Genomic DNA, 19,136 nt, shown 5'->3' on the forward strand with positions numbered 1-19,136 from the left:
AAAGTTCAGGGAAAAGCTATTTAATGTCCCCAATAATATCCTCCCATTTGTAATAATGAAACACTTTTCCTTCCGACATCACTACAAACAGTCCTTTGGGAAACGCCGGTGAAAGCGCCAGGTTAGTCACATCGGAACCATCACTTTTATGCGCGGCTACCTTCACGGTCCTCAAATGCGCGTGTTCATGCGGATTGGCGGCTGTACCCTCTCTTCTGAATATATAGAACTGGTCTGCACCCTGATCTGAGACGAGGATATAGCCTGTTTTTGGACCTGTTTTATAAATGGAAATCCCTTCATTATCTTCTGTAAAACCCGTATTCGGAATCAGCGCGAGCTCTTTGCCTGTGCTGTCAGGATCGGCGTAATATTTGCGCACGCCCACCTGCTCATCGGAATAGTACACAAATCCCATTTCATTATCGACAGCGATGGATTCGATCTCTTTCTTGCCGCTGTATTTACCGAACTTCCGGACGAGTTCCGCTTTCACGTTTCCCTTTCCATCATCTTGCAGCCGGTACTGCCACAGGTAACCTTCTTTCGGGCCATTTTTCCTTCCTACAATCGCAAATATAGCTTTGTCGGAAGGCCGCGTATAGAGGGATACGCCCATCGGCGCCTGCATGGAGTCACCTTTGAAAACCTCAATCCCACCCAGATCAACCGCCTTCATATCAGGTAGTGTAAATATACGAATGCTGTTGGCAGCTCTTTCGGTAGCCACAGCAATATCAGTAGGTTTGCCCGAGAGCATTAAACCGTAAGCGATATCGACGTTATTTGGACGTTTCAGGTTTTTTACCACTTTGTCCTGCTGGATTTTCCCGGCCAGATCGAATACGTACAAAGCACCGTCTTCGTCTTTATCCGTACCGATAATGAGGCTCTTGGAAGGATCCTGCGGGTTGATCCATATTGCGGGATCGTCGGTATCGTGCACCACCGAATCGGTGATAACGACCGGCTGGATAATCGTCGAATCGGCGCTGGCTGAATGTTCGGAGGATTGAGTATTACAGCCAGAAAGGCTTATCAGGGCCAATAGGGCCAGTATTGAATAGGGTTTCATGTAAAATGATTGTTGATATTACTTGGTCATATCGAATTTCAAACCAAAATTAAACCTTGGTCTGTAATACTCCGCCTGTGTTGTGCGCGACGAAATGCTTTGGTAATAGCGTAGTGGCTGATTGGTCAGGTTGTTCGCTTCTGCAAACAGCCTCAGGTTTTTAGTGATCTTGTAAGCCGCATTTGCATCGAGGAAAAACTGCTTATCATAGTAAATATCATCAAAATCCTCTCCGCCCAGCGCATCCAGGTAAGCGGCTGTATAGTTGGCAGAAAGCCTGGCTGAGAACTTTTTATTTTCCCACGACAAGGAAGCATTGAACATGTGCGGCGCAGTTCCGGGTAGCGAAACGTCCGTTCTTGCGTCCCCGTCTTCATTATAAACACCGTTCGCAAAAGACTTTGTAAATGTGTAGTTGGTGTAAATACCGAAGTTTTTCAAAAAGCTCGGAAGGAAATCGAGCTGGCGCTGAAATGCGAGTTCAAATCCGAAAACATTTACATTATCCCCATTTCTCGACTGTAAAAAGTCCCACTGCTGACCGTCCGAAATCGGGTTGCTCACAGTTGGGAAATCGCTCGCAAAAGCTGCTTCCGAGTATTGCTGGTTGCGATATGTGTAAATGAAATTTTTAAGGTTTTTGTAAAAAACGCCACCTGAGATCAAGCCGACGGACTCAAAGTAATTCTCTGCCATCAGATCAAAATTCCAGGAATAAGTCGCCTTCAAATCGGGGTTACCTGCTGAAATTTGCTGATCGCCCGGAATAATGCTGATGTACGGAGCCAGCGCGTAATAGTTCGGGCGGGCCAATGCAGTAGTGGCAGCCGCGCGGAGGATAAAGTTGTCGGTTGCATTGTAGCGGAAGGAAACGCTCGGCATTACATTCAGATAGTTATTCTTCACAGAGCGCGCGCCGGCCAGTTCTTCTTCATCTTCAATGATATTTCCAGTATAATCAATGGAAGTATTTTCCAGTCTCACACCCACAATCATAGACAGTTTCTCATTGAAATCCTGATCAAAACGCACATAACCCGCCACGATGTTTTCCTTTGCATTGTAGTTCGCACCGAGGAATTCACCAGGAACCGGTTCCGCTTCAAACTCCAAAGTATTGGTCAGGTTGAGGTTACCTAAAAACGTTTTGGAAGCAAATAGTCCCGGTACCAGGTGTGAGCCGGCCTGAAATTTGTCGCCCGGCCAGTTCACCGTCGCCGCATCACCGAGCGTCGCGATCGCATCCTCATTCACAGGAGCATATTCGTAAAATATGTTATCCCTGTCTTTTGTTTTAAGTCGCAGGCGGGCTCCTACGCGCATCCGGCCTTTCTGATCGGCAATGATCGACAGCGGAAAACGCAGGTTAACTTTTGCGCCCAATTCGGTTTCTTCTGTGAAATCGTGGTTTTCGGTAATTTCATGCAAGCCCAGCGAGCTGGCGTCCAGGCCAGCCGGCGATAGAAGCGGGGCGCGGGAATCTCCATTGTAGGTCAATGTGTTACCACCTTCGCGGAAGCTGATATAACGCTCGTTCGGCCGGTCTTCACTCGCAGTAGAATAGCTTACGCTCCAATCCAGATCCACTTTCGGGCTCAGCAAATGGTCGCCGCGCACAGAATAGTTCTGAACCGTCTGTCTTTCCAGCCGGCCGCCTTTGTTTTTATTATTGTCGATACCGCCTTTTGTTTGCCTTCCTACGCGACCTTCAAAACCTGTAATCTGGTCATTATCATCGTAAAGCGGCTCAATATCGTCGATCCGCATCCGGTAACGGTTTTCAATATCGTCGCGCCAGTTGTACATCGCATTCGCCGTGATCGTGTGATTTTGACCAAGTTTAAAGTCAAATGCAGCAGAAAGACTTCTCCGAATACGCTGCACATCGTACTTTCTGATATCGGTTTCACTAATATATACATTGCCGAAATCGTCCTTCGACCAAACAGCCTCTACATCGTCCGAACCGTAATTATTGTTATTATAAGATCCGCTCAATACCATACCTATTGCGCTTTTAGCAAAACGGTTGGCGTAAACGAAGCCGCCCGTGTACAATGCTTTGCCGCGGATCGGGTTGAAACCAGAAGATAATGTCGCCGAGATACGCTGACTGTTTGGTGCCGCCCGGGTTACCAGGTTCACCGAGCCGCCAATCGCGTCTGCGTCCATGTCGGGCGTCAGCGTTTTGTTTACTTCGATCGTCGAGATCATGTCCGACGGGATCAAATCCATTTGTACCCGGCGGTTGTCGCCTTCCGCCGAAGGAATTCTGTCTCCATTTAATGTAACCGAGTTGAGCTCGGGCGCCAGGCCGCGTACGATGATATTTCTTGCCTCACCCTGATCATTTTGCATTGTAATACCTGGTACGCGTTTCAATGCATCCCCGATATTGGAGTCGGGAAAGCGGCCTACCTGGTCGGAGGAAATGATATTGGTGATATTGTCATTGTTTCTTTGTTGATTAAGCGCCTTGGCCTGACCTTTCAGCCTGTCTCCCAAAACAACTACCTCGTTCATATCCAGTCCGCCTTCTTGGAGGACCATCTCGAAAGACTTTTTTCCGCCCGCCTCTACCACAATGCTTTCGGCGTAGTTCCGGTAGCCCATATATGTTGCTTCCAGCTGGTAGGTTCCCGGATTTACATTCAGGAATTCAAACTTTCCGTACACATCCGAAATCGTATACTGGTTACCGGGCGTGATCTTTACAGTCGCGCCGGGCAGCGATAATCTTTGCGCATCCATGATCTTTCCCGAGATCACGGCCTTTTGCCCAAAAGATAGTGAAGAGATAAACAGTAGGATTAAAAATGAGATCGAGTAGCGTAGTACAATTCTTTTCATCAGCCTGATTTTAGTAATCTGCAAAAGTCACAGACTAATGTTACCAAGATGTCAGGCGAGTGTTATCAAATTATTACCAGAATAGCCTCTCTGTATTTTGTCCCCGAAAATCCCGTTTTCTTTTTACTTCTATGTGGTTATGGTTCGAATCCGGGATTAATAGTTGATCTTGTCTTAAAATGCGAAAATGTCAATACATATTATAAGAAAAGATACTGTTTTTCAGCCCGATTCAAGCCGGGTTATTGCCCGTTTTTTGTTTAGTAGTGAAGAGCGCAGCACCCTTTTAATTGAACGGATCCTGGGACTTTCCGAGCAGGAGCAGAACCAGGAGCTCAGTAACGTGTTTCGAAAATATGCCAAGCGCCACCGGAATATCCTGCGCATTTTTGAAAGGCATTTTAACAAACTGGCCCATATACTTGATAAGATGAATATTGCGGCGCATTCGCTGAGCACTACGCAGAAAATGCTGATCGGTTCCTATTTTACGATGGAATATTCGATCGAAGCCGCAGCGTTCTTTAATCCTTCCATTGTAGAAGATCCCGATCAGTCGCGTATTGGTTTTGGTGAAAAAAGGGTAATACTTAGCTTCCGCGCTACCGGCGAGGGGCATATTTCGTCCATCGTTTTCAGGTCAGCGATCATTGATCAGAACAATACGATCAATGTAGAACCGCCGGGGCGAATGTTGGATGCACCCGAGCACGTGAGAAATCACGTTTACAAAAAAGATACTTTTTTGGCCAAGCTGGGCGAAATGCAGAATATGGAAACCGCCGCCTACGCCGTGATTGAGGGTAAACTGACGAAGACTTTCACCTACGAAGAACTGAAACGCTACGTCGACGAAACCAGGAAAGAAGTTCCAACGACCCAGTCAAGCCAGGTTTTGCTGCGCGAAGTCATGTGGCTGGCTTCATCGCATTATGAAATGGATTTTTCCCTCGACACCGACATTTCCGAGCGCGTAATTTTCCCGATTGCGGACACAGAAAAGCGGGGGATCGAAGACGCCAGGTTTGTCAAATTCACAAGCGAAAGCAACGAGACTATCTACTATGCTACTTACACAGCATACGACGGGATGTCGATCTTGCCCAAACTGTTGATGACGCGTGATTTTTACCATTTCAAAGTACTGCCAATTCACGGTGAAATCGCCCAGAACAAAGGAATGGCGCTGTTTCCAAGAAAGATCAACGGCAAATATGCCATGCTTTGCAGGATCGACGGGGTCAATAATTACATCGCTTTTTCGGATAATATCAGCATCTGGCGGGACGCGGTAATGATCCAGTCGCCGAAATATCCCTGGGAATTTGTGCAGATCGGCAATTGCGGTTCGCCGCTGGAAACGGAAGCCGGCTGGCTGGTATTGACGCACGGCGTAGGACCAATGCGCGAATATGTGCTGGGAGCCTCGCTTTTTGCGATCGATAATCCCGAAATGGAGATCGGTCGACTCTCACAGCCGCTATTACTGCCCAATCGCAAGGAGCGGGAAGGTTATGTGCCTAATGTGGTCTATTCCTGCGGGGCGCTGATCCACAACGGAAACCTGATCATTCCTTACGCGATGTCCGATTATGCTTCTACTTATGCCGCGGTCGACCTGGCTGAGTTGCTGGCAGAATTGACCAGCAGCGCCATTTCAGCGGTTTAGCAGCTTTTCATACACGGCAATATATCCATCCACCATTTTCTCTTTCGAAAATTTAGAAGCGGCCCATTGCCGGCAATAGGCTCTGCTGATCCGGTCAATTTGCGAGACGGATTCAACCGCCCCAGCGACATTGCTGACCAGAAAGCCAGTCTCTCCGTCGCGCAGCAATTCTGGCATGGAGCCGCGTTTAAATGCGATCACGGGCGTGCCGCAAAACATCGATTCTGCCACGCTCAGGCCGAAAGGCTCTTCGAATTTGACCGGGTGCAGCAATGCAAAAGCTTTTCCTAACAATACCTCCTTTTCACCGGGGCCCACATTGCCGCAGTAGTATATCTGTTTATTGTCAATATAAGGTTTTACTTCATTTTCAAAATAGGCATTATCCTGTATCAGCCCGGCTATCATCAGTTTCCTGCCGCTGGCTAACGCGATCTGAATCGCCTCGCTGGTTCCCTTATCGGGATGAATCCTGCCAAAAAACAGCAGGTAATCTTCGGGTTCGGCTACAAAGGGAAATGCCTGATCGTCAATACCATTATAAACGGTAGCGACATAATCCAGCTCCGCGTCGCGGTCCGAATCGCTGATGGAGACATAGCTGGTGTGCCCATTGTATTTACGGTACACTTCCTTGATTTTCTCAGACGAAAAACCGTGAATAGTGGTCAGTACCGGCGTTTTAACAAGTTTCGAATAGGTGAGGGGCAAGAAGTCAAAATGGTTGTGTATCAGATCAAACTGTTCCGCTTTCTCCATTAAGTTGCTGATATGCAGGCATTCCGCCACTTTCGCGTCAACCTGCCCGTCCTCGGCGTAGCCGGTCGCACAGGCCGCGTCGAGCGCAGCACTGGTAAGCGAGTCGGAAGTGGCAAAAAGGGTTACTTCAATACCCCGCGCGTGCAGGCCTTCGGTCAGGTCGGAGGCTACCTGCTCCCACGGCCCATATTTACGGGGCGGCGTGCGCCAGGCAACCGACGATAGGATCGCTACTTTCATACTACGCTGGCTTCCAGATTGGAAACCTCTTCAAATGCTTCCAGCACGCTCAGGTGGGAGATCAGATAGGCCAGGGTACTTTCTGCGCCCTGGTTGCGGTTGACGCCGTAGCTTTCGAGCCCGTCACAGCAGCCTTTGGTTTCAAAATCATACAAACTGATACGCAGATCATTTTCACCCAGGAACCACATGAAACAAGTATAAAGCTGCCTGATATATGCCTGGTCTTTGGTGAGCTGAAATGCCTGGTGGAACATCAGTACCATGGCCAGTGCATCCAGCGGCTGCTGGGCGAACATTGAATTTTCACCGTCCTTATTATACCATTTTTCATTCCCTACAACGGACAGATAACCATTGCGGAGCGTGATCCCGGAAAGAAAATCCATACTTTCGAACGCAATCTTCTCGACTTTTTCATCATTCAAAAACTCGGCTGCATGTAGGAGTGCAAGCGGCAGGAATGCATTGTCGTAAGCCAGAAGCGATTCAAACCAATGCCAGTCGGCGGTGCTGTTTATCTCATAATCCGCCACCAGCCGGTTGGCCAGCTGCCTTAATATCTCTTTCATCCCCTCATCGGAAGGATTGCTTTTCATATAGTGACATATCCCCACGATGGTATTGGCAATACTCCTGATCGATTGGAGCTTGACGAAATTAGGAGCTGCATCGAAGAAAATCTCCCGTCCGGTTTGATAATATGCATCATTAGGCGCATTGCCGAGCAAATAGCCCAGCGACCATATTGCCCTGCCGAAAGAGTCTTCCGAGCCCACCTCATCCAAAAAATTCCGGTTAAAGCTGAGGAAGTTCCTGAAAGCCCCGTCGGGGTTTTGCATATAATTGATATAGCTCAGGTAGGTCGGCGATAGTTTAAGGGCGAGCGGATGTTTGTTCCTTTTGTAGGTCATCAACACCATCAACAATGCGCGCGCATTATCGTCCAGGCAGTAACCTTCCTTCAAATTGGGAATACCATATTTGGCGTGCTGGATAATGCCTGTGTCGTCGGTGAGGCGCTGCACGTGATCGAGCAGAAATGGCGGCAATGCAAGCAGGTCCAGGATCATTTCTTTTTCAACCCACTCGTCGGGCTGCTCGGCGACGATCTTGCTGGCAAGCTGCGCATATTTTTCACCTATCTTAGGCCAGGTGATCTCCCTGCCGTAATCGTAGGCATTTTTTCGCAAATCCCGCATCACCTGCGGATTGTCCAGTAAATCCAGGAACACTTCGCTCAATGCCTGCTCGTCGTTGAAGGGGAATAACCTGCCTCTTCCTTCCGAAAGCAGCTCGGCGGCGTGCCAATAGGGGGTGGAAATGACTGCCGAACCTGCGCCAATCGCATAAGACAATGTGCCGCTGGTAATTTGCGCTTCGTTGGTGTAGGGGGTAATGTAAATATCTGAGGCCGAGAGATATTTGAACAGCTCGGACTGATCTATGAATTCATTCAGGAAAATGACGTGCTTTTCAATGCCCAGTTTTTTAACAAGGCCCATCAGATAGATACGATATTCCTCACCCGAATGCCGGATCACGTTCGGGTGCGTTTTGCCCAGCACGATATATACCAGGTTAGGGTATTTTGAAACCACAGCTGGCAGTGCTTTCAGAACGGTTTCAATGCCTTTATTCCTGCCGATAAAGCCGAATGTGAGCAGTACGTGTTTGGAAGAAAGCTTGAATTCCTTTTTTGCCAGCAGCTGATCAAACTGAATATCCGGAACACCGTGCGCAATCTGTGCGATCTTGTGTTCAGGCACACTGTATTCGGCCACCAGCATATCCACAGCCGTTTGGCTCATTACCACCACCGACTGCGCGATCTTGCAAATCTCAGTGAGTACCGCGCGTTCATTATAGGAAGGATTTTTAAGGACGGTATGCAGCGTAACGATCAGTGGAATTTTGAGCCTGTATAGCAAAGGGAGAATGTAAATGCCGTTTTGCCCGCCGAAAATACCGAATTCATGTTCCAGTATACACACGTCGGCGCCGCTGATATTGATGAAGTTGGCCGCTTCCAGGTAGTCTGCCTGCTCTTCCTGACGGATCGTCAGTTTCACTTCTTTTGGATAATCGTAACGTTGCTCATGGTCATTGATCGCCACCACAATACCCTGGTTCGGACCATCGGCGCCCGGTGCAGCGAGCATCGCATCAAACAGATTTTTTGTAAAAGTCCCAATTCCGCATTCCCGTGGAGGGAATGTACCTATAAACGAAATCTTCATATACCTCACGGAGTTGATTTCTTACAAGTTAACCCTATTATCTGACACTTGGGGGTTAACAGGTCCGGCGCGACGGCGGAAACATTTTATAGCCGGGAATTATGCTTGCAAGCCAGATTATCGACCAAAAATCCATATTTAAGCCCTATCTTACATTAAACCGAATTTGTAAATCAAAGGAAAAAAGTACCCGGATGCCCTCATTGATCTCACTTCATCACAAAACCGTTTACCGCTACGACCGGCCGGTATTTCTTTCGCCGCACTTTTTCCGGCTCCGGCCCGCCGCGCATGCGCCCGCTGCGATCGAAGACTATTCGCTCCGCATTGAACCTGCAACGCATATACTGCACTGGCAGCAGGATATATTCGGCAATTTCGTTGCCCGCGCCGATTTCAGTGGGTCCGTAGTAGGAATGAGCGTTGCGGTTGACCTGAAAGCGACACTCGCTTCCTACGATCCGTTCAATGTACTTATCGACGATTACGCGCAGAAATTCCCTTTCAACTATTCGGCCGACAATGCAAAAGATCTATCGCCTTATCTTGAAATTGTGGATCACGGGCTGAGATTATCGGAATTTGTTGAAGCAGCAGCGAGTCATGGACAGGATACACTAAGTTTCATTGTGGATCTCAACAATAAGATTTACAGCAAGATAGGGTATCTGTCAAGGATCGAAGAGGGTACCCGCACTTCGGAGCAAACGCTTGAATATAAAACCGGCTCTTGCAGGGATTCGGCCTGGCTGCTGGTGCAGGTACTGCGTCACCTTGGACTCGCCAGCCGGTTTGTTTCAGGATATCTGGTGCAGTTTTCGGACGGAGCCACGGAGGGTTCCGCCGATCTGCATGCCTGGGCGGAAGTCTATATTCCGGGAGCGGGCTGGGTTGGACTCGATACCACCTCGGGCTTGCTGACGACCGAGGGGCATATTCCGCTCGCGTGTACGTCACGACCCGCCGACGCGGCCCCGGTAACAGGAATGGTAGGAGCAAATTTCGCTACGATCGAATATGAAAGTCGCGTTTTCCGGCTGTGATATTTCGTTTAAATGGCGGCTATGATCTCACTTTCGAAAAGTGGATATTCTTTCTCACCGCCGTAAGCAGCCCGACAGTAGTAAATTCTCTTATAATAACGGCGAATTACTAATTTCTGGTCCGGATTCGATTTGGCAAATATAAACTGGCCTTCTGTGAACCTTTGGTCTGAGATTGTTTGCTGCATGTTGTCTTTGTGAAAAGGTTAAATTGAATACAGATTCTCATTAATCTTTCGGATTGACAAGGGTACCTGCTGTAAAGGTGCGGATTGTAGCCGGACATACTGTTGCTCAGTTAAGCTTATTTGTTGCAAATTTCACATTTGTACCTGCACCGGCACGTAAATTTAGCGGGAGCAATCGCCATTAATTTCAGCATATTCAAATGATAGTCAATTACACCGAAGACGGATGGTCGATCGTTTTACAGCGTTCTCACGGGCTGCTCGCCGGGCAGATCTGCGCGCATTGGAAAAAAAACAGGCAGCCGGTCAGGTGGGTAGAGACAATGATCGCCACCACCGAGCACGATGATGTGAGCAATGAGCTGGAAGCAGACGATTTGCTGAACGAAAACGGAGGCCCGAAAAATTTTAAAACCAACAAATTTGACAGTGCCGACTGCGATAGCCTGCTGGCGCGCGCCATCGAAAAGGGACTTTATATTGCGCTGCTGATTTCCCGGCACATGCTCTTTTTATACGAAAGCGACCCGGCTGCGAAGTCGTATTGCAAGAATCTAAAAGAATTGGAGAAAAAATGGATCAAACAGGCAGGTACTACCGCCAAAGAGATTTCGGAAAGCTACGAACTGCTCGAATTTTGCGACGCAATGTCGTTACTGATCTGTCAGGGATTGCAGCAGCCCGAGCAGCGCAGGATCGAGATCAGCAACGGTCCCGACGGAGTTACTTATACGTTATCGGAAGCCAAGAATGGGGACCTTATCGTATCGCCCTGGCCTTTTGAGCAGGATTCAATAACAGTGAACTACGAAGCCCGGAATGTTAATCAGCTGTCTTTCAAAGACGCCGCCGAATTCAGGAAAATCCTGCAAGATACCGATGTGACCCAACGTGCGCTGACGATTTCGAAGGAAGGGTAAGAGGCACGGACTATGAAACCATCGTACGGAACCTGACCCAACCCAAAACTGAGAATAGCAATATCGCAACTACCAGGGGCAGGGCAGCACTGGTCGCGCTCGTCATATTGTTGTCAGAGAAGTTTTCAATCTCGAATTTTTCCCATTGCTGGCTGCTGGCCGGCGATTCTTTGAATATGGCGGGATAGAACTGCAAACGAAGCTGCTCGTGAAACCGACCGGTTTCGTCCATGAATCGCAGCTGGTTGCTCAGTCCCGAACCTGCTATCTCGTTGAGTTGGATCTGCATATGGACCGAAGGGATGAAGCTGGCAATGCGGGTACTGGCCCGGTTCCGCATTGCCAGTTTCTCGCGGAGCGCCTTCGACTCGCCGGCCGCTTCGTCGTCGCCCATTTGCTGCATTGCATAGTACCACAGCCAGTTAAAATCCTCTTTGGGATAGCCAAAAGTTTTGAACTGCGGGTAATGAGTGTAAAACTTGTCGATTGTCGCTTTTTTGTCCATATCCCACTTTTCGTGGTATCCGTTTCGCTGCTTCACGGTGGTTTCCATCGCTTCGGGAACAGGGTAGGCGCTTACCAGGTAGCTATTTACCATCGCCGGCAGCACAATAATGAGCAGGATCCACGCCGAAAGCAGCGTCACTGCATTGTAGCTGGAAGATTTGCTCATGGAGGCGACCCAGAAACTTAGCGCAAACCAGAAGAGGATGTACAGGAAAGAGACGCCGCTGAACAGCCAGAAGCGGGTATTCAGGGGAATTTTGAGAAAAGTAGTTGCGAGGAAAAGTGTTAAAAACAGTGTAAATACCACTACCAGAAATCGTACTGTGAACAGTTTCAGGATCAAACCAAACAGATTGCTGCTTTGCACCGCCGCAATTTTCCACGTACCGCTTTCCCGTTCTTCGGAAATGATATTGTAGGTAAATGCAATGATAAAAAGCGGAAACAGATAGATCAGAACAAAACTGAAATCGATATTGCCCAGCAGCAGGTTGCTCGGATTTTGAAGATCTGCATCGTATTTCTGACCCTCCAAACCCCTGATCGTCACACTCTGAATGGAAGGGTTCACGTCGCGCTGGCCGATTGAAAGGCTATTGATTCGCTCGGTCTGGTTTACGAGTGAAAACTTGACGTAATAAAGCAAAAGACCCAGCTCATCGGGGTGATATTGCACATTTTTGCTGATATGCGCTTTCTGGTAAGCCGCAGTAGCTTCCACATTTTCAGCCTGTTTGGCAAGAAACTGGTTGCCTACTATCAGACTGACAAGTCCGGTGATGATCAGAAATGCAATGCCAATCTTAACGCCGGAAGAAGACAAGAAATTTTTAAATGCTAGCTTAAACATACTTAATTCACTTTCAGCTTTTTAGATAATATCTCAATCATAAAATACAGCAGGCCGATCCAGAACAGCAATGCAAAAAAGCTGGTGGTCTCATGCTCGAATACCGTGTTAACCATCGGCTGTACGTATTCAAATTCCGGCACTTCCTCCCAGTGTTTCTGATCGATCACAACTGGTTTTTCATTTGGGCCTGGCTTTTTGTTGCTGATGTATTTGATCTGTAACTCATTCATTTTCTGCGCCATCGCATACCGGTAAGCTTCCGCCTGCTTTTGAAAATCGGTATAAGTACGGTAGTCCGTCCCGGCAAGTGACATCGACAAGTTTTTGATCGCCACAAACGGATCCAGAAATGCCGTCGCTTTCAAAAAGCTGTTCTGATCATCGTAAACGCGCAGCAGTTTGTCAAAGTGACTATTGTAAATGCGCGCGCTGATCTTTTCGCCCTCGGCCATTACAAATCCGCTGTAATTGAATGGCAGCTGGCTAGTAGAATCTACGCCGTAAGTTGTTAGTAGCGAGTCTTTTAAGGCTTTGTAATGAATATCGTCGGGATTATGACTGTCGCCTTCTTTGAGAACATCCTTTTCAATATTGGCCAGAAAAGTGACTTTCACAGGCGCAGGATAAAGGTAAGAACCCAATGCCTGGGACGCGCGCGGGAGCACGATCGTGAGCATCAGCCACAGACCGATGAGCGAAACGAGTGCCGATTTAGAAGTTCTGCTGGCCGCCGAAACCAGCACGGCGATCACGCAAAACAGTAGCAGGTAAATGCCGTAAGACAGGAAAACCAGTAAAAGTCTGACCGTTTCATCGGAGGTAATATGCCCGTCTTGAAGGAAAAACCACAAAACAAAAGTGACGAGCATTACCGGGATAAAAACGCCCATCGCAATCTGTGCCAGGCCGATGATCTTGCCGGTTATGAGCTGTTTCCAGCTGATTCCCTGGGTCAGGATGATTTTCAAAGTACCATTTTCGCGCTCGGCGGCTATGCTGGTAAATCCTATAAAAAAGAGTAAAAGCGGGAGCAGGATTTGCAGCACCATCGCCACGCTGATCTCGCCGAAACGAAGCATTCCCGTCGAAAATCCGGCCTCGGAAAAGTTGACCGAGTTCTGTTTGTGGGCTTCCAGAAAGATCGTATTGCCGAAAAAGCTTTCCATTCCCGAGTCAAAAATGCTCAGCGGCGCTTTGGGACGGAATGCGAAATTCCCGTAATGCGCCATGCGATGGGGATGTTTGTCGGGATTATCCAGCCAGTCATGCCGCGTTTCGGCCTGGTGGTGCGCGGTGGTTTCGTTTTGTTTGACAAATCCGGACCAACTGGTGATCACTGCGTAGGTGATCAGGATACCGATAAATAAAATGAGCAAATATACAGCCGTGTTTTTCAACGCATTACTGCGGAAATTTCGGGCGATTAATAATTGAGGAGGCATGCTGGACTTCTTTACCAAATTGAAAAAATAGCACTCTTGCAGAAAGGTGGAGCTGCTAAACCGTCTGCAAATACAGCTGTTCGAGCTCGTTGGCTGAAAGATCCTGCGCACTGATCGTGGAGACCAGATTTCCCTGCCGCATAATACCGATGCTGGTAGCCACTTCGCGCGCCCTGAAAATATCGTGGGTCGCCATCAGAATCGCCGTACCTTCTGCGGCAAGTGACCGGATAATTTCGGAAAATTCGTTGGAAGCCTTGGGATCCAGCCCGCTCGTGGGCTCGTCGAGGAGCAGTACTTTCGCTTTCTTGGCCACAGCAATCGCGATACCTACCTTTTGCCGCATTCCTTTCGAATAGCCCGCCAGCTTCTGGTCAAACGATTGCGATTGCAAACCGGCATGCGCCAGCAGATCACTGAGCTGCTGCTTTGAATAATTGAAACCTGCCAGTGAAGAGAAGTATTGCAGGTTTTCGAGGCCGGTCAGATTTGGATATAATGTGACCGTTTCGGGAATATAGGCAAGGTGCTTTTTGATCTCCTGCGGATGCTCTTCCACGGCGATCCCATTGATGAGCGCGCTCCCGCTGGTCGGTTCGATAAACCCAAGAAACAGGTTGATCGTAGTCGTTTTCCCAGCTCCGTTCTGACCCAGCAATGCAAAAATTTCACCGGGCTTGATGATCAGATTTAGGTTGTCAAGTGCAAGATGTGAGCCGTATTTCTTTGTTAAGCTTCTCGCTTCGAGCATATTCTGTTTCGATTACTATTCTAAAATGCAAAATGTTGCCGCATTCTCTAATGCAACAACATTGCAAATATAGAAAGATCATCTTTATGCAACGGTGTTGCGCGAATATTTTTCCACAGCGGATAATCCAGACTACTTTTTAATCGGAGCTTTTTTAAAGAACTTTTGTTTGGGCGTATCTTTTTTCACGAAATCCTTCACCGCATCAGCCAGCTCGATAGGGTAGTCCGATTCAATGATCGAAGCCCCGTCCCGGGCGATAGCCTGGTAAGCCGCCCGCCGCTCCTCAGCCGTCTTGAGTTTATCATAAGAAGAGGCCGCCGAAATCATGCACATTGCGCCCGCATTATTCAGCAACGCGTACAATTCTTTGTTGTCAGGCTTCACGTGCGGGCCAATGTATGCGATCATTTGCGTGAAAGGAACACCCGCTTTCTGATAGTCTTCAAACTCTTTTTTAGTTTTAATAAAAGCCGAAAACACGCTGTTCTTATTGTTTTTCAGATAAAATAAGGCTTCATCGGGGTGGTGCACGGTCATCATCACGAAGTTGTCGGCTTTGTGCTTGCGTATCAGATCGGCCGTCATTTGCAGGGGTACATCCTTGTGGTCAAGATTCAGGATCGTTTTCCCACGCCCCCATTCAATTACTTCCGACAAAGTTGGAATCGCAAAGTCGGTCACATTTCCCTCAGCATCTTTGAGCCGGATATCCTTCAATTGCGCATAGGTATAATCCGAGAGTTTTCCTTTCCCGGTGGTCGTGCGATCCAGCGTCGCGTCGTGCATGAGTACCATCACGCTGTCTTTGGTCAGCCGCGGGTCGATCTCGAAAAATGCCGGCGTATGTTTAAGGGTATTTTCAAAAGTGGCGATCGAGTTTTCGGGAAAACCGTTCACCATTCCGCCCCGGTGGCCGGCGATGAGCAGCACGTCATTTCCTGTGTATTTAAAGAATGCTTGCAGGTCTTTCGCAGATTTCAGTTTCAGTACGTTGATCTCGTTTTGTGCTTCTGCGGCTTGTAAACCTATTATTAACACTGATAGAAATGCTGTCAGAGTACGAAAACTGCGTCTTTTCATAATCAAATTCATCGGGCATTGAGTTTAAGCAGACTGAATTCGCCTGCATCGTCGAGATTGAAAATAGTGATGGTGGAATTATCCTGTACCAGCCGGCGGTAATTTCTGAGCGGCATACCAAGTTTCCACGCCATGTAAAAACGGTTCAGGCCATTGTGCGCCACGACCATGATCGTTTTGCCGTCGTGTTCTTTTTGTTTTTGGTTGAAAAAATCATCTACCCGCTGCACGATCTCCAAGGCTGTGTTTCCTGTTTCTCCGGCGCGGGTATGGTCCGGATTTTCGGCCCAGGCGTTCCATAGTTCAGGATTTTCGGCCACGAATTCAGCCCGTGTCTTTCCTTCCCAGTTTCCAAAATTTGCCTCCATCAATCGTGGGTCAGCAGTTACTTCTCTTTCACCGGAAGCAATGCGGGCAGTGAGATAGGCGCGTTGCAGGGGCGAGGAATAAACGGCGTCGAAATTAATACCTTGCAATAATGCCGCTGCCGCGTGGGCTTGTTGTACCCCATTTTCGGTGAGGCCGATATCGGTTGTGCCGCAGTAGCGATTGCCGTCGGCATTGTAGAATGTTTCTCCGTGGCGGAGCAGATATACAGTCAGCATAGTTTCTTTTTTGTCAGGTAAAAACCACGGTCTAAATGTAGTTTTTCTCAACTAATTTTTTCTTAAAATTCTGATAACCAGATTGGTAACTGTTTGTTAGATCTGGAATAGGTTGTACTACTTTTTCCACGTGCGTCATCGCTTTTGCGGCATCGGTCAATATATTGAAATAACTTCCCGCCGCTGCCACGATCGCCGCGCCGGCCGCCCCCGTAACCTGCCCGCATTTGTAAACCGGCTTGTTGAGCACACTCGCCCGGATCGTAAGCCAGGTATCGCTGTTACTGGCGCCGCCTGCGGTGAATACGGCATTGACCTTCTCGCCCGAAAGCTGTTCGATCAGCTCGTAGGAAAGCCGCTCAATGTAGGCAACACCTTCCATATTGGCCGCAAAAAGTTGATTTTTATCAATACCCTCCGGCGCAAAACCGCGCGCTCCGGGAGCAATGAAAGGGAACCTTTCGCCCGCCTGCATCAGCGGGTAGGAGATCAGCGAGGTCGGGATCAGCTGCTCTGCGGCTTTGTTAAGTTCCGGTAATTGATCCTGAAAACCGCTGCTGATCCAGTCTGCGCCGGTATTGCTTGCACCGCCCGGCATCCAGTAACCTTCCGGGTGCCTGTGACAATACAGGCGGCCGAGCGGATCTTTGATCTCGCGGGTGGTCACACCTTTTACAACCAGCGTAGTGCCAATCGTCGTATTCCAGTCGCCCGGCGCCACTGCACCGGAGGCAACCTGAGAGGCGCATCCGTCGGTCATGCCTGCGACGATCTGTATTTGAGGTAGTTGCAGCTCCCGGGCAAGTTCGGGCACAAGTTTTCCGATCATTGTACCAGATGGAACCACCGCTTGCAGCCATTCTTTTTTGACGGGAAGCTGCTCGTGAACATAAGCTGGCCAGGTTGCGCACGCCACGTCAAATCCGGATTTCAATGCGTTTGTAAAATCGGTCACACGGTAATTGCCGCTCAACTTGCCGATGATGAAGTCCGTTGCGTGTACCCAGGTTTTGATCCTTTCCACTTTTTCATGGAAATTTTTAACAAACCAAACTATTTTAGACAAGCCGCTAGATGCATTGAAGCCGGTATAACCGCCAGGATTAAATGTTTCTGAAAGCTGCCGGCACAAATTTCCTTCCTCCGCGGAACGCGGGTCGCTGTACATCAATGCATTGTGGACCGGCTCGTTGTTTTTATCCAGCGGAATCACAGTACCCGAAGTAGAAGTGACAGAAACCGCCTGAATAGCCTCCAAATGAATACTTCCACTCACAGCATCCAGCATTTCATGCAGGCAGAGCAGGCAGCAATCCCACCAAAGCGCAGGCGATTGTTCCAGCCTGGATGCTTCGGTTAATGGAAAAACTTTCTCCGCGCCGGCATAAGTGTGGCCCTTTTGATCCAGCAGCACCACACGCACACCCTGCGTGCCGACATCAATCCCTATAAAATATACATTCATGAAAGCACCGATTTAAACGTTGCCCGAGTCTGTTTCCACTGCTGGTACCACTGTTTCTGAACCTCGGAATCTTGCGGAAAAACCACTTCCAGAACAGATGGAGCCTCATTTTCAATACCTAGTGCAGTATTGCAAACTTGTACGCCGCCCGTCACCGAGGCTTGCCGGTAATTATCGCGCAGCATCACTTTTTTACCAATCAAGTTGGCCAGAAACTGCCGCAAGACCTTACTCTGAACACCGCCTCCGCAAACCCAGATATGGTCCTGGTTATGTAGCTTGACGTCACACAGGCTTTTGTAGTTTTCGGAAATGCTGCAAGCAATATCCCAGAGCGTCGCCAGTACAAAATGTCCTCTTTTTAACTGGTGAGAAACGGGTGTATTGAAAATAAACCCGCCCCGGATGAGCGGCGATTTTTCATCTGCCAGCAGCGAGCCAAGCGCTGCAATGCATTGATTTTCATCGATCTCGGCAACTTCCAGTTCTATGATTTCATAACTTTCATTGGGGTAAAAAATCTCTTTCAGCCGCTGGTAATTCAACCCGGTAACCCCTGCATTGGCTTCGAGTAAAAAGCTTTGCTGGTCGGTGTGGCGGCTTGTCCACGTTCGCTGGGCGTCGTCGAGCACGTAGTTACCCGAAATACTGATCACCGGCGTGGTTGTTCCTGAAACCACTACCATATCGTCCACCGAAGGGTGCATACTCATGATCGCAAGCTGAGTATCTGATCCGCCGACGATAATCAGTGCATTGGGAGAGATATTAAGCGCATTTGCCACCTCGGTTTTGATATTGCCCAACGTAGTTCCGCAGGCGTGCAGCGGCGGGAGCAAATTGGTATTTAATGCAAATATTTTACATAAATCCGCCGACCACGACCCTTTTTCAACATCATATAAAAGCGTTTCGCAAGCCTGGGAATGCTCGTAGCCGATCACGCCGCTGAATTTGTACTGGACCCAGTCACTGATGCTCATGAAAGTCTGCACGCGATCCCAGTATTCCGGCAGCCTGTTTCGTAAACCGACCAGCTTCAACGCTGAAAATAGCGAAGTAGGGTAGCGGCCGGTCAGTTGGTAAAGCGAGCTCTTATCTTGCATTTCATCTTCCCATTCGCGGCCGCGGTGGTCGATATTAGGCATTCCGATCAGTGAGTTTCCGGCTGCGTCAATAACGACAATCCCTTCCCGCTGACTGGTCGCAGTAATTGCGGCAATCTCGACCGGGCCGGTTTCTGTGAGTAGTTTTTGTGTTAAAGTATTGATCTGCTGCCATAATGCATCGGGTGAAAAATAGATGGATTCGGGGTAATGCAGGTCCTTTTCGTAACGCGCATCTTCACTAACCACCCCCAGCACAAGTCCGCTGCTGTTCGCAACCGCGACGCGCACATTGCCTGTACCGACATCGACGATCAGGTAATATTTGTCTGATTTCATC

Annotated in this window: 15 protein-coding genes; 3 read left to right on the forward strand and 12 right to left on the reverse strand. The window is 48.6% G+C overall.

Annotation, left to right across the window (positions count from 1 at the left end):
- Nucleotides 1–16: 16 nt before the first annotated feature.
- Together KOD92_RS06245 and KOD92_RS06250 are read right to left on the reverse strand one after the other, a co-directional pair.
- The gene (locus tag KOD92_RS06245) at nucleotides 17–1,075 is read right to left on the reverse strand and encodes a phytase (protein WP_215232696.1); all 1,059 of its coding nucleotides are present in this window, start codon (nucleotides 1,073–1,075) and stop codon (nucleotides 17–19) included.
- Nucleotides 1,076–1,093: 18 nt separating this feature from the next.
- Nucleotides 1,094–3,925, reverse strand: coding sequence for a TonB-dependent receptor (locus KOD92_RS06250; RefSeq protein ID WP_215232697.1), 2,832 nt, complete (start codon nucleotides 3,923–3,925; stop codon nucleotides 1,094–1,096).
- Between the two features lie 187 nt (nucleotides 3,926–4,112).
- Between KOD92_RS06250 and KOD92_RS06255 the strand changes: the two genes are divergently transcribed.
- Nucleotides 4,113–5,594, forward strand: coding sequence for a glycoside hydrolase family 130 protein (locus KOD92_RS06255; protein ID WP_215232698.1), 1,482 nt, complete (start codon nucleotides 4,113–4,115; stop codon nucleotides 5,592–5,594).
- Here KOD92_RS06255 and KOD92_RS06260 read toward each other — a convergent pair.
- On the reverse strand, nucleotides 5,583–6,593 hold the full coding sequence (locus KOD92_RS06260; RefSeq protein ID WP_215232699.1) for a glycosyltransferase family 4 protein: 1,011 nt from the start codon (nucleotides 6,591–6,593) through the stop codon (nucleotides 5,583–5,585). The genes KOD92_RS06255 and KOD92_RS06260 overlap by 12 nt on opposite strands.
- A complete protein-coding gene (locus tag KOD92_RS06265; protein ID WP_215232700.1) occupies nucleotides 6,590–8,833 on the reverse strand; it encodes a glycosyltransferase family 4 protein in 2,244 nt (747 codons plus the stop codon). Before KOD92_RS06265 ends, KOD92_RS06260 begins: the two co-directional genes overlap by 4 nt.
- A gap of 194 nt (nucleotides 8,834–9,027) precedes the next feature.
- Here KOD92_RS06265 and KOD92_RS06270 point away from each other — a divergent pair, with 194 nt between their 5' ends.
- A complete protein-coding gene (locus KOD92_RS06270; RefSeq protein WP_215232701.1) occupies nucleotides 9,028–9,876 on the forward strand; it encodes a transglutaminase family protein in 849 nt (282 codons plus the stop codon).
- An 8-nt stretch (nucleotides 9,877–9,884) separates the two neighbouring features.
- Here the strand turns inward: KOD92_RS06270 and KOD92_RS06275 are convergent, their stop codons facing one another.
- Complete coding sequence (locus KOD92_RS06275) at nucleotides 9,885–10,064, reverse strand: hypothetical protein (protein ID WP_215232702.1); 180 nt, start codon at nucleotides 10,062–10,064, stop codon at nucleotides 9,885–9,887.
- Between the two features lie 200 nt (nucleotides 10,065–10,264).
- Here KOD92_RS06275 and KOD92_RS06280 point away from each other — a divergent pair, with 200 nt between their 5' ends.
- On the forward strand, nucleotides 10,265–10,984 hold the full coding sequence (locus KOD92_RS06280; protein WP_215232703.1) for a DUF3891 family protein: 720 nt from the start codon (nucleotides 10,265–10,267) through the stop codon (nucleotides 10,982–10,984).
- Nucleotides 10,985–10,994: 10 nt separating this feature from the next.
- On the opposite strand, the gene KOD92_RS06285 is transcribed toward KOD92_RS06280, so the two are convergent.
- From KOD92_RS06285 to KOD92_RS06315, 7 genes are all read right to left on the reverse strand, one after another.
- Nucleotides 10,995–12,341, reverse strand: a complete 1,347-nt coding sequence (locus KOD92_RS06285; RefSeq protein ID WP_215232704.1) for a DUF3526 domain-containing protein — start codon at nucleotides 12,339–12,341, stop codon at nucleotides 10,995–10,997.
- A gap of 2 nt (nucleotides 12,342–12,343) precedes the next feature.
- Nucleotides 12,344–13,786: an ABC transporter permease gene (locus KOD92_RS06290; protein WP_215232705.1), complete on the reverse strand. Its 1,443-nt coding sequence runs from the start codon at nucleotides 13,784–13,786 to the stop codon at nucleotides 12,344–12,346.
- Nucleotides 13,787–13,841: 55 nt separating this feature from the next.
- Entirely contained in the window at nucleotides 13,842–14,537 is a 696-nt protein-coding gene (locus KOD92_RS06295; RefSeq protein WP_215232706.1) for an ABC transporter ATP-binding protein, read from the reverse strand.
- Between the two features lie 132 nt (nucleotides 14,538–14,669).
- Nucleotides 14,670–15,632: a glycerophosphodiester phosphodiesterase family protein gene (locus KOD92_RS06300; RefSeq protein ID WP_229254566.1), complete on the reverse strand. Its 963-nt coding sequence runs from the start codon at nucleotides 15,630–15,632 to the stop codon at nucleotides 14,670–14,672.
- Nucleotides 15,629–16,225 carry a histidine phosphatase family protein gene (locus KOD92_RS06305; protein ID WP_215232707.1) on the reverse strand — a complete coding sequence of 199 codons (597 nt, stop codon included), beginning with the start codon at nucleotides 16,223–16,225 and terminating at the stop codon, nucleotides 15,629–15,631. Before KOD92_RS06305 ends, KOD92_RS06300 begins: the two co-directional genes overlap by 4 nt.
- Before the next feature lie 31 nt (nucleotides 16,226–16,256).
- Nucleotides 16,257–17,690 carry an FGGY-family carbohydrate kinase gene (locus tag KOD92_RS06310; protein WP_215232708.1) on the reverse strand — a complete coding sequence of 478 codons (1,434 nt, stop codon included), beginning with the start codon at nucleotides 17,688–17,690 and terminating at the stop codon, nucleotides 16,257–16,259.
- Nucleotides 17,687–19,135, reverse strand: a complete 1,449-nt coding sequence (locus KOD92_RS06315) for an FGGY-family carbohydrate kinase (RefSeq protein ID WP_215232709.1) — start codon at nucleotides 19,133–19,135, stop codon at nucleotides 17,687–17,689. Before KOD92_RS06315 ends, KOD92_RS06310 begins: the two co-directional genes overlap by 4 nt.
- Nucleotide 19,136 lies beyond the last annotated feature (1 nt).

This window comes from Dyadobacter linearis, from assembly GCF_907165045.1.
Lineage (GTDB): Bacteria > Bacteroidota > Bacteroidia > Cytophagales > Spirosomataceae > Dyadobacter > Dyadobacter linearis.